This window comes from Shimia sediminis (genome assembly GCF_003990645.1).
GTDB classification, from domain to species: domain Bacteria; phylum Pseudomonadota; class Alphaproteobacteria; order Rhodobacterales; family Rhodobacteraceae; genus Shimia; species Shimia sediminis.
This window is the reverse complement of record NZ_RYZK01000001.1, coordinates 894666-906594: the sequence shown is the minus strand read 5'-3', so window position 1 is coordinate 906594 and position 11929 is coordinate 894666. Positions and strand designations below refer to the sequence as shown.

Genomic DNA, 11929 nt, shown 5'->3' with positions numbered 1-11929 from the left:
GCGGGGGTGAATCGTCTCTTCGTCATAGGGCTCATCCTTTGAGTGTTTTACTCTCCGGTAAACCCGGGGCGATTCAAAATAGGCTTGTTATAGCTCTCCACGATTGTCTGAACAGAACTCTACAATCCCATCAGATCTTCAAATTGGCCTGCATCATGTAAGATCGCGCCGTTGTTCGCACTTACGTCAAAAAAACCGACTCCTGTTGAAAGTGCGGTGTTAAATACACGATTGTATGCTTGATCTGATACGGACCAAGCGAAGGCCATATAGATGGCATTTTCAGCAAGGCTGTAGTCAGTCACTAACGCTTCGTTAAACGGTTCAGGCGTAGTAGATGGCTGCTTGGCTCTAAACAATTTTTGCCAGAAGCTCGCAGGCTTTGGCCCTGCTTGGTCAAATTCGTAGGCGAACGGCCCATTCATCGGAGGAAACTCTTGGCGAAGTTGTTCGAAGAACATCGGTAGGTTGCCCGTCATTCCAATGGGGGAATTGTAGTCCCTCTGTTCTTCCCATTTGGTGAGATTGCCATACCAACTCATGAAATCCGTCCGATCACGCGGGGCAATCTTTGGGTCAAACACCAATAAATCGTAGCTCACTTAGTCTACCTCTTGAAGGAATACTCTAATAACGCTGCCTTGAGTCCAAACTTATCTATCCAGCATGTAAACCGTTGTCACGCTAAACAATTACCCGATTGAAGAAGGAGCCGTCATTGGTGCTCAATACAGCATCCAGAACGATTGGGCTCAAACCGGACATCAAGCCACCCAACTCTGTGCTTGCAGTTCCTTTTTCATTCTTGATGACACTTTCTTAAAAAATAGGAATTGTCGTTTGGGCATGGGCCGCCCAGAATGCTGTAAAAATCAGATAGGAAAATCCAAATGTCCGTCATCACACTCAGAAAAGCGCGCACCATCATTCGCAAGGCTCTGGAGAAGGGGCGCGAGATGGAGTTGAACCCGTTGTCGGTGGTTGTGCTGGATGCCGGCGGGCATGTGCAGGCGTTTGAGCGGGAAGACGGCGCCGCACCGGGGCGGTTTCAGATCGCCCATGGCAAGGCATATGGCGCGGTTATGTTTGGCGCACCGAGTTCTAAGATTGGTGAGATCGCCATTGAACGCCCGCACTTTGGCGCGGCCCTAAATGGCGTTTATGGCGGACAGGTTGTGCCGGTTCCGGGCGGTGTACTGGTCAAGGACAAGAAGGGTGCGATTGTGGGGGCCGTGGGCGTGACCGGGGACACCTCGGAGAATGATGCTGCGGCGGCGCTGGCGGGGATCGAGGCGGCAAACCTGACTGGCGCGGCCTGACGCCACGCTACCCCTTTGCCATTGGCCACGCACGGGCCTATGTTGGCTGGTGAACAGGCAAATGAGGACCTCATGGCGCGACCCGTCGTTGGCATTATCGGCAACCAGTATCTGATCAACGATCAATATCCGGCCCACGCCGGCGGAACGATGAACTCTGAGGCCGTCTCGGGCGTGGCGAAATGTATGCCGCTGCTGGTGCCCGCCGATCCCCGCTTTGTCTCGGTGGTGGAGCTGCTCAGCCATTGCGATGGGTTCTTGCTGACCGGGGGACGCCCGAATGTGCATCCCGAGCACTATGGCGAGGCTGCAACCGAGGCCCATGGCGAGTTTGACCGCGCGCGGGATGCCATTGTTTTGCCGCTGGTGCGGGCCTGTGTGGAAAGCGGTCAGCCGTTCCTTGGGATTTGCCGCGGCTTTCAGGAGGTGAACGTCGCCATGGGTGGTTCTCTCTATCCGGAAATCCGCGACTTGCCCGGGCGCGATAATCACAGAATGCCGCCGGACGGGACCCTGGAGGAAAAGTTTGCCTTGCGTCATAGCGTTGAGTTCACCGAGGGCGGTGTATTTCATCAGCTGATGGGCGCGCAGAAGGTGATGACCAACACTTTGCACGGGCAGGGGATCAAGCGACCTGGCGCCCGCGTGGTGGTCGATGGTCAGGCACCGGACGGCACACCCGAGGCCACCTATATCGAGGGCGCGCCGGGCTTTACGTTGTCAGTGCAGTGGCACCCAGAGTGGGACGCGGCCAACGATCCTGTCTCGCGCCCCTTGTTCGAAGGGTTCGGCAATGCGGTGCGGGCCTGGGCCAACGGGCAGCAGGCCACGTCGATATTGAAGTCAGCCTGACAGTCCCAATGATTGCATCGCTGCAACCGGCAGGGCCGAGTTCGCGGGATTGAGCAATCCTGTTTCATGCGCCCGCAGACAGCGACGCGCGGTTGGCCCATAGGCCGAGACATCGCTGCGCAAATGCGGAAAGGCGCGGAACATGGCCTCGCGGGCGCTGGGGCCCATCGCTGACAGCGCATGATCGGCCGCGTGGAAGCTTTCGGTGGCAGTACCTTCGGCAAATATCACCTGATGGCGGTCAAACATCATGTGGATGTAGGTGATGCGTTGGCAAGGCACCCGCAGCACTGAGGTATTGTTCACCAGGTGCTTGGCTGACACCATGACCTCGGTATCGGCGAACAGCAGCTCGTTGCGCCAATCCTCGATGACAAAACGGTGCTGCGGCGATACCAGAAGTTGTCTTTCAGCGCCTTCCAGAGTTTGGGGCGTGATAAGGATCGGTGCAAAGTCGCCGCTGCCATCCGCGATAGACGCCCCGATCCAGCGGATCGGTTGCAGGCCTTCATCGCGGGTCAGAACACGATCGCCCGCGCGCAGAGTTTCAATCGGGCGTTCGCCGAACTCGGTCAGGATGTGCGTTCCGGGCGTGAAACAGATGGGCAGTAACGAGTTGCCGTTTTCGTCCTGAATGTCCTCGATTTCAGAGAAATGTACGACCGTGCCATCCAAAAGCTGAATGGTCCCGGTATAGCCACCTGCGGCATCATCAGAGTTGGTCAGGGACAACGAGCCGACATCCGCCTGATCCCCAAGGTCCAGGATGTCGCCGTTGGTTTCGTCGCCTTCGCCGCCGATGACATAGATGTCGCTGACGGCCTCGCCCAGGTCCGAAATCAGGAAAAGATCGTCTCCGTCGCCACCCACGGCGGTATCGCCATGGGACATGCGGAATTCATCATTGCCGGCGTCACCTTGCATGCTGTCCGAGCCGAATTGGCCGACAAGGGTGTCATCCCCCAAACCGCCGACAATCGTGTCATCGCCGCCTTGATCGTAAATCGTGTCAAAATGGATGTTGGAAACCCAGATGCCTTGAGTCCCGGTCAGGCCGTTTGAGTACTCGATCTGGATTTCCGAGACCGGACCGGCGATTTCGATCAGGACCGAGCTGTTGGCTTCGTCCTGAGTTTCAGTGACTTGCGCTGCTGTGATAGTGTTGCCGACTGCCGAGTCATTGCCGCTGATGGTGATGGTCACCGCCACCGGGTTGCCATCGGCATCAAAGGCATTGACCGTCACATAGTCGAGGTGGTTGCCTGAGGCCCAGTCGATATCCGAAATGCGGAAAGAAACGTTCTCGACTTCGTCACTGACATCGCTGCCTGTGGTGGCCGCAAAATCGATGGTTGTTCGCGAGGTGTCGCCCTGTCCCTCACCAGTCAGAAAAAGCGAGGTGGTCGGGTCGAAATCCTCACCGCTTTCGACATAAATTGGATCGGTGGTTTCAACGTTGTAGCCCGGGGTGTTGTCACCGGTGCTTTGGAAGGACACCGTGACCGACATATCTCCGGTGACCTGGGTAAAGCCGGAACTAAGGTCGGCCCCGTCGGTGCCTTCCAGACTCCAGTCCAGAACCTCTGCATTGCCGTCATTGTGGCTGTCGCCATAGAGCAGGTCGTTACCGTCGCCACCGTCAATCTCGTCGTCGCCCTGGCCGCCATAAACAGTATCCTGTCCAAGACCTGAGTTGATAGTGTCATTGCCATTCAGGCCAAGGACCGAGTCGTCGTTGCCGTCGACCCCACCGCCATTTCCGTCGTCGATGGCGTCCCCCTGACTGTCGACGTAGGTCTCGTCTATCAGGTCATCCGCACCTGTGCCGCGGATGGTGCCGTCCAATGTGGTGTAGGAAGGGGCGGTTTCGACCGTGGCCGAGGTCAACGTATCGACGCGACCAAAATCCGGAATGAAATAAACGTTTCCGTCGGTGCCCAGGTAGTAAACGCCGGTTTCGATTTCGTCAGTGTATGAGTAACCACCCCAGCTGCCGGTCCAGCTCCAGCTGCCCGTGCCCAAAATGGTTGAGGTGTCAAAAAAGCTCCAGGGTCCGATGACCGCGTCATCAGGATCAAGGACGTAATCCCCCAAGGTGACAAGATACCCACGTGGCATCACTCATTACTCCTGCTCTACCCTCCATGAGTGGTTTGGAGGGGCCTTCTTATTTCCGGACACACTGCGCCCTTGGGGGGACATTCGCAGGGTGCTGCGGCGGAATTCCGGACAAATCAGGGTAAATTTGAGATCAAATGTGTCGAACTTCGGCCCAGAAGCTAAAAACCCCGCTGGCGGTGCCAACGGGGTGCAGGGGGTGGGTTTCAGAACTGTGCGTCAGGTGACGGCGGATTTGACCTTGTATTCGTCTCGGTCCCAAAGACGATTGGTCATCACGTCTTCGATGATCTTTGCGGCATTGATCACGTCGCCTTCGTCTATGTAGAGAGGTGTGAAACCAAAGCGCATGATGTCCGGTGCTCGGAAATCCCCGACAACGCCACGCGCAATAAGCGCCTGCATCGCGGCGTACCCGTGATCAAACGCAAAGGAAACCTGGCTGCCGCGTGCATCAGCGTCGCGCGGGCTGGCAAGGATCAGCTCTGGGCAGCGGGTTTCGACTTCGGCAATGAAGAGGCTGGTCAGCTCTTTTGACTTGGCGCGAATGTCGGCCATGTTGGTCATGTCCCAGACATCCAGCGCCGAAGAGAGCGCGGCCAGCGCAAGAACCGGAGGCGTGCCGACGCGCATGCGCTCGATCCCGGAATGCGGACGATAATCAAGGTCAAAGGCAAAGGGGGCGTCATGCCCTAGCCATCCCGAAAGCGCAGGGCGGGCGGTGTTTGCGTGTTTGGGGTTCACATAGATGAAGGCCGGGGCGCCGGGACCGCCGTTGAGATACTTGTAAGTGCATCCGACCGCAAAGTCCGCGTTGCAAGCGCTCAGCTGCACGTCTGTGGCCCCTGCAGTGTGCGCAAGATCCCAGACGGTGATGATCCCCAGGGCGTGGGCCTTTTCCGTCAGCGCCTTCATGTCGTGCAAACGGCCGCTGCGATAGTCGACTTCGGTCAGCATCAAGACGGCGATATCATTGCTGAGGTTGGCGGCAACATCCTCTGGGTCGACAACGCGCAGCTCGTGGCCCTTTTCTAAAGACTGGATAAGACCCTGTGCCATGTAGAGGTCGGACGGAAAGTTGCCGTTGTCCGAGAGGATCACCTTGCGGTCCGGGTTCAGTTCCAGCGCTGAGGCCAGCGCCTGGTACACCTTGATCGAGAGGGTATCCCCCATGATGACATGGCCCGGCTCTGCGCCGATCAGCCGTGAGATGCGGTCGCCGATGCTGGTGGATTTCTGCATCCAGCCCGCCTTGTTCCAGCCGGTGATCAGCATGTCCCCCCACTCATCCCGCATGACCCGCGCCATGTTGGCTGGCGCTTCGAGGGGCAGGGGCCCCAGTGAGTTCCCATCGAGATAGATCATCCCCTCGGGGATGTGAAACATGGCTTTTGTCGCGGCGAAATCGGTCATGGTGGTCCTCCTTGCCAAAATTGCTTAGCGGATCAATTTTTGCCTTGCACCAGCAATTCTTGTGATTTCAGGTATCACATTTTGTGATGTGTGCGGTTGATCAGGAGGATTCGTTCGGCATGGGAATGCCCAGCTCGCGGCGCTTCTTTTTGGATAGCCCTTGGGCCACCAGGTCATAAGACAGGCGCAGGTGATCTTTGAGGTCCGCATCCGACAGACCGGGCGTGTCGTAGTGCTGCAGCCACTTCATGCCCCGCGATGCGAGGTATGGGGCTGGACGGATGCCGGGATGGTCGCCCAGCACCTCGAAAACCAGCGGCGTCACCTTGAAGGTGAAAGCGTCTTTGCCATCGTTCCATCCACAGATGGCAAAGACTTTGTCAGCGACTTTCCACACGTCGGAATTACCCCATTGCACAACATGAGATGTGGCGGGCAGGGTGGCGCAGAAAGTGTTGAACTCGTCGCGGGTCATGCGCCCTAGGTTACAGCTCTCCGCCGGAAACCTGAAGGGTCTGTCCACGGTAGCTGTCGGAATTCGGGCCACAGATGAACATCGCGGCCTCGGCCACCTCTTCGGGGGTGATCAGGCGACCATGGGGATTGACGCCCACCATCAGCTCGCGCGCTTCGGCCTCGGAGAGGCCTGTGCGTTTCATGATTTTCTGGGTGTTGTCGGTCACGATGTCGGTGTCGACATAGGCCGGGCACAGCGAGTTAAAGGTGAAGGGCGTGTTGATATAGTCGTTTGAGAGCGACTTGATCAGCCCGTTCAGCGCGTGTTTCGAGGCACCGTAACAGGGCGCGCCCTTGAGGCCACGCAGACCTGCGATAGAGGACACGCCAATGACGCGGCCCCAGTCGGTGGTGACCATGGTTTTCAGGCTCTCGCGGATGGTCAGAAAGGCGCCGTCGACATTGATTCCCATCATGAAGCGCCAGTCTTCCAGCGACATCTTGTGCAGCGCGCGCCCTTCGGCAATGCCCGCATTGGCAACGCAGATCTGGATCGGACCGCGGGCTTCGACGGCTGCGGCGGTTCCGTCGACCACGGATGCTTCGTCGCTGACGTCCATTTGCAAAGCGTGCAGACCGTTGCCTGCGACACTGTCCAGAACATCGGCGCGCCGTCCGGTGATGGTGACCTGCGCGCCAGCCTTGGCCAGATCCCGTGCGATGGCCAGCCCGATTCCGGTGCCGCCACCAGTGACAATTGCGTGTTTCCCTTGCAGATGCATATCTCTCTCCCTGTCTTTCCCGCAGGCTACATACTACTCGGTATGTTGCAAGCGCGCCGTGTCGTCACTTAATAATTATTCACAATTGCGAATTTGTTTATTATTGCTGTGACAAGCATTCGATTTGGAGGATTCGGGGATGGTACGATTTGCACGACTGGCGGCCTTGGCTTTGATTGGCAGCGCTGCCATTGCGAGCGAGGATATCGCGGACCAATACCCACAGTCCGAACTGTACTCGAAACCCGTGGAAGTCATCCCGCATGTTTTCTCAGCCATCGGCGCGACTGCGCCTCCGACGTATGAGAACTCGGGCCACAACAACAACTTGTCCTTTATCGTGACGGATGAAGGCGTTGTGGTTGTAAATGGCGGCGCTTCGGTGCGGCTGGCGGCGGCGCTGCATGATGAGATCAAGGCTGTGACGGAGCAGCCAGTGGTGCTGGTCATCAATGAAAACGGGCAGGGGCACGCGATGCTCGGGAATGCCTATTGGATGGATCAGGGGGTAGACATCCTCGCCCATGTGGATGCGATCGACGCCTTTACCGAGGAGGCAGATTTCATCCTGCAAGGTATGGAGCGTTACAATCGCGACAAGGCAGAAGGCACGCGTATCGTGACGCCAAACCTGTCCTTTGAAGACGAGCACAAGCTGACCCTAGGGGGCGTTGACATCCATGTCATGCACATGGGGCCTGCTCATGATCCGGGCGACGCACAGGTATGGTTGCCGCAATGGGGCATGCTGATCGCCGGCGACATCGCCTTTCACGAGCGCATGCTGCCGATCTTTGAGGGGATCTGCACGAGCTGCTGGCTGGAAACCTGGGAAACCAAGATGGAGCCGCTGGCCCCGACCTATGTCATTCCCGGCCACGGACATCCGACGAATCTGGCCCAGGTGCGCCGCTATACCTATGACTACCTGACCGATCTGCGCGAAAAAGTTGGCACGCACATCGACGAGGGGGGTGATCTGGCCGGGGCCTACTACGTGGATCAGGAACGTTGGCGCAACCTGGATACCTTTGAAGAGCTGGCCACCAAGAACGCCGGTCGCGTTTTTGAGGAAATGGAATGGGAATAGGCCACTTTCCGGTCAAAGACAAAATATGTGCCCGAATTCACCTCTGCGGCGCGTTGTCTGCTTGCCTTTGACGCAAATGTTGCCCATAGCACATCCATGCTGATCCAATCCCGCATGTTCACATGGCAGAAATATTCCTGCTCATTATCTGATATCGGGATGATCGCAGGCTGTTACTTAATAAGTGAAGTATAGCGTGTTGCGCTGGCTGGATATTCCACCGGTGTGGCTTGCCGTGTTTCTGGCGCTGGCCTGGTGCCAGTCTCAGTTCCTGACTTTGGGGTTGAGTCTGGGTGGACGCTGGGCTGAATTTGTCGGTGGATTGCTCGTGGGGGGCGGCGTGATCCTGATTGCGCTGGCTGCAACCGAGATGCGGCGTCAGAAAACCACCATCATTCCCCATCAAGAGGCAGATCGGCTGGTGCAGAGCGGAATCTTTTCGCGTACGCGCAACCCGATCTATCTGGGCGATTTGCTCATCCTTTTGGGAATGGCACTTTATTGGGACGCCGTTCTGGCCTTGGTGCTGGTGCCGGTTTTCCTCTGGATCATCGAACGTCGGTTCGTTGTGCCGGAAGAAAACCGTTTGCGGGTCAAGTTTCGCGCGGATTTTGCGCGGTACTGCCAGAAAGTGCGGAGGTGGGTGTGATGACGCTGCGGCGCAAAGATACAGGACATACATCACTTTGCTTGTGCAGCATTAAGGGGCGCGTTAAAACTTTCTGCAACTGCAGCATCAGCTGCACGCAATAATCTTGCTCTTTGACTGAAGGGGGATAGGAAACGTGAAGATCGGTACACCAAAAGAGGTGTTTGACGGAGAAAATCGGGTCGCGATGACACCGGACTCTGCCATTCAGCTCCAGAAACTGGGCTATGACTGCGCTATTGAGAGCGGAGCCGGGGCCAATGCGGGATTTTCGGATGCCGTCTATGAAGAGGCGGGCGTTGAGATCATCAAGACCGCCGCGGCGCTTTGGAAAGCCTGCGACATTGTCGCCAAGGTTCGCCAGCCGAACGAGACGGAACTGAAGCGTCTGACCAAGGGTAAGACGTTGATTTCGTTCTTTAACCCTGCTGGTAACGAAGATGGCATGGAAGCCGCGAAGGCCAAGGGTGCCAACGTGATTGCCATGGAAATGGTGCCACGTATCTCTCGTGCGCAGAAGATGGACGCACTGTCGTCAATGGCCAACATCGCCGGGTATCGCGCGGTCATCGAAGCCGGTAACAATTTTGGCCGCTTCTTTACCGGGCAGATCACTGCCGCGGGTAAAGTACCACCCGCCAAGGTTCTGGTCGTCGGCGCTGGTGTAGCCGGTCTGGCCGCAATCGGCACCTCGACCTCGCTCGGCGCCATCACTCTGGCGTTCGATGTGCGGCCCGAAGTGGCCGAACAGGTCGAATCGATGGGTGCGGAATTTGTCTATCTGGACTTTGAAGAGGAGCAACAGGACGGCGCCGCTACCGGCGGATACGCCTCTGTTTCCAGCCCGGAGTTCCGCGAAGCACAGCTCGCCAAGTTCCGTGAACTGGCGCCAGAAGTGGACATCGTGATCACCACGGCCCTCATTCCGAACCGCGAAGCGCCGGAACTGTGGACCGAAGACATGGTCGCCGCGATGAAGCCGGGCTCGGTCATTGTTGACCTTGCAGCGGAAAAAGGCGGCAACTGCAAGCTGACCGTCATGGACGAGAAGATCGTGACCGAGAATGGCGTGACCATCATCGGCTACACCGACTTCCCCAGCCGCATGGGTGCCCAGGCCTCGAGCCTCTATGCCACCAACATCCGTCACATGATGACCGACCTGACCCCTGAGAAAGACGGTCAGATCAACCACGATATGGAAGACGATGTAATCCGTGGCGCGACCGTGACGTTTGAGGGTGACATCACCTTCCCGCCACCCCCGCCAAAAGTTCAGGCGATTGCGGCCAAGCCAAAAGAAGTGGTGCCGGAGCTGACTCCGGAAGAAAAACGCGCCGCCGAAGTGGCGGCCTTCAAGGCGCAGACCAAGAGCCAGGTGACACTGCTGGCCGTGGGCGGTGCCCTGTTGTTGGGGGTCGGCCTCGTGGCGCCTGCCAGCTTCATGCAGCACTTTATCGTCTTTGTGCTGGCGGTGTTTGTTGGCTTCCAGGTGATCTGGGGTGTTGCGCACTCTCTGCACACACCGCTGATGGCTGTCACCAACGCCATTTCGTCGATCATTATTCTGGGGGCGCTGATGCAAATCGGATCGGGCAGTTTCCTGGTTATTCTGCTTGCCGCGCTTTCGGTCTTTATGGCCGGGATCAACATCTTCGGCGGCTTCCTCGTGACACGGCGCATGCTCGCCATGTTCCAGAAATCTTAAGGAGGTCGGGATCATGGAATTCGGATTTACGACCGCAGCCTACGTTGTAGCGGCTGTTCTCTTCATCCTCTCGCTTGGTGGCCTTTCGGGGCAGGAAAGCGCGAAACGCGCCGTTTGGTACGGTATTGTCGGTATGGGCCTTGCGGTCTTTGCCACGCTGATCGGCCCCGGTGCGGGCCTGTGGTGGCTGTCGATCATCCTGATCGCAGCTGGCGGCATGATTGGTTATCAGCTGGCGTCCAAGGTCGAGATGACCCAGATGCCGGAACTGGTGGCCGGGATGCACGCGCTTGTCGGTCTGGCGGCTGTGTTTGTGGGCTATAACGCCCATTTCGAACTGGGCAACGTCATGGCGATGAGCCCGGACGGTATGCTGCCCCTGTCCAAGGAACTGGCCAAAGGTCTGGATGGTTTTGCGGCCCTTCTGGCCAAGAAAGAAGGTGTTGAGGTCAACATCCTTCGCGTTGAGGCCTCTTTGGGTATCTGGATTGGTGCTGTGACCTTCACAGGCTCGGTGATTGCCTATGGCAAGCTTTCGGGCAAGGTGACGTCGAATGCGACCAAACTGCCGGGCGGGCACCTGCTGAACGCCACGGCGGCGGCGATTTCGGTTCTGTGCCTGATCTGGTACCTCAGTTCAGGTGCGATTCTGCCGCTGCTGATCCTGACCATTGCCGCGCTGTTCATCGGTTATCACCTGATCATGGGCATCGGCGGTGCCGACATGCCGGTGGTTGTGTCGATGCTGAACTCCTATTCGGGGTGGGCCGCGGCCGCGATCGGTTTCTCCCTGGGCAACGACCTGTTGATTGTGGTTGGTGCGCTTGTGGGCTCTTCCGGTGCGATCCTGTCTTACATCATGTGTAAGGCAATGAACCGGTCGTTCGTGAGCGTGATCCTGGGCGGCTTTGGCGGCACCACTGGTCCTGCAATGGAAGTCGAAGGCGAGCAGATCGCCATCGACGCCGAGGGCGTTGCCACGTCGCTGGAAGAAGCTGACAGTGTCATCATCATTCCAGGCTACGGTATGGCTGTGGCGCAGGCTCAGCAGAATGTTGCCGAGCTGACCCGCCGTCTGCGCGCCAAGGGCAAGGAAGTGCGTTTCGCCATCCACCCTGTTGCTGGCCGTCTGCCGGGGCACATGAACGTGCTCCTGGCCGAAGCCAAGGTGCCCTATGACATCGTGATGGAAATGGACGAGATCAACGATGACTTCCCGGAAACAGACGTCGCCATCGTGATCGGGTCGAACGACATCGTGAACCCTGCGGCGCAGGAAGATCCCAACAGCCCGATCGCCGGCATGCCGGTTCTGGAGTGCTGGAAGGCCAAGCAGGTCTTCGTTTCGAAACGCGGCCAAGGGACTGGCTATTCGGGCATCGAGAACCCGCTGTTCTTCAAAGAAAACACGCGCATGTTCTACGGTGACGCGAAACAGTCGCTGGACAGCCTGCTGAACCTGATAAGCTAAGGATGTGGGCAAAAGTTCAGGAAAGGCGCTCCAATCTGGGGCGCCTTTTTTCTTTCTTCGTCTTGTAGAAG

At 57.7% G+C, this 11929-nt stretch carries 11 protein-coding genes; 6 read left to right on the top strand and 5 right to left on the bottom strand.

The window, feature by feature from the left end:
* Positions 1 to 119: 119 nt before the first annotated feature.
* Positions 120 to 602, bottom strand: coding sequence for a hypothetical protein (locus EK369_RS04580; protein ID WP_127112476.1), 483 nt, complete (start codon positions 600 to 602; stop codon positions 120 to 122).
* Between the two features lie 288 nt (positions 603 to 890).
* On the opposite strand from EK369_RS04580, the gene EK369_RS04575 reads away from it, so the two are divergent.
* A complete protein-coding gene (locus tag EK369_RS04575; RefSeq protein ID WP_127112475.1) occupies positions 891 to 1319 on the top strand; it encodes a GlcG/HbpS family heme-binding protein in 429 nt (142 codons plus the stop codon).
* Between the two features lie 72 nt (positions 1320 to 1391).
* A complete protein-coding gene (locus EK369_RS04570) occupies positions 1392 to 2171 on the top strand; it encodes a gamma-glutamyl-gamma-aminobutyrate hydrolase family protein (protein WP_127112474.1) in 780 nt (259 codons plus the stop codon).
* Here the strand turns inward: EK369_RS04570 and EK369_RS04565 are convergent.
* The 4 genes from EK369_RS04565 to EK369_RS04550 all read right to left on the bottom strand — a co-directional run bounded on the left by EK369_RS04565 (position 2163) and on the right by EK369_RS04550 (position 6940).
* Positions 2163 to 4289 carry a Hint domain-containing protein gene (locus EK369_RS04565; RefSeq protein ID WP_127112473.1) on the bottom strand — a complete coding sequence of 709 codons (2127 nt, stop codon included), beginning with the start codon at positions 4287 to 4289 and terminating at the stop codon, positions 2163 to 2165. The genes EK369_RS04570 and EK369_RS04565 overlap by 9 nt on opposite strands.
* A 219-nt stretch (positions 4290 to 4508) precedes the next feature.
* On the bottom strand, positions 4509 to 5702 hold the full coding sequence (gene kynU / locus EK369_RS04560) for a kynureninase (RefSeq protein ID WP_127112472.1): 1194 nt from the start codon (positions 5700 to 5702) through the stop codon (positions 4509 to 4511).
* 100 nt (positions 5703 to 5802) lie between these two features.
* Positions 5803 to 6177, bottom strand: a complete 375-nt coding sequence (locus EK369_RS04555; RefSeq protein ID WP_127112471.1) for an MmcQ/YjbR family DNA-binding protein — start codon at positions 6175 to 6177, stop codon at positions 5803 to 5805.
* A 10-nt stretch (positions 6178 to 6187) separates the two neighbouring features.
* Positions 6188 to 6940, bottom strand: a complete 753-nt coding sequence (locus tag EK369_RS04550; RefSeq protein WP_127112470.1) for an SDR family NAD(P)-dependent oxidoreductase — start codon at positions 6938 to 6940, stop codon at positions 6188 to 6190.
* Positions 6941 to 7079: 139 nt separating this feature from the next.
* Between EK369_RS04550 and EK369_RS04545 the strand changes: the two genes are divergently transcribed.
* From EK369_RS04545 to EK369_RS04530, 4 genes are all read left to right on the top strand, one after another.
* Positions 7080 to 8030, top strand: coding sequence for an MBL fold metallo-hydrolase (locus EK369_RS04545; protein ID WP_127112469.1), 951 nt, complete (start codon positions 7080 to 7082; stop codon positions 8028 to 8030).
* 199 nt (positions 8031 to 8229) lie between these two features.
* Complete coding sequence (locus EK369_RS04540) at positions 8230 to 8679, top strand: methyltransferase family protein (RefSeq protein ID WP_127112532.1); 450 nt, start codon at positions 8230 to 8232, stop codon at positions 8677 to 8679.
* 136 nt (positions 8680 to 8815) lie between these two features.
* Entirely contained in the window at positions 8816 to 10387 is a 1572-nt protein-coding gene (locus tag EK369_RS04535; protein WP_127112468.1) for a Re/Si-specific NAD(P)(+) transhydrogenase subunit alpha, read from the top strand.
* A 13-nt stretch (positions 10388 to 10400) separates the two neighbouring features.
* Positions 10401 to 11858: an NAD(P)(+) transhydrogenase (Re/Si-specific) subunit beta gene (locus EK369_RS04530; RefSeq protein WP_127112467.1), complete on the top strand. Its 1458-nt coding sequence runs from the start codon at positions 10401 to 10403 to the stop codon at positions 11856 to 11858.
* The last annotated feature ends 71 nt before the right edge of the window (positions 11859 to 11929 follow it).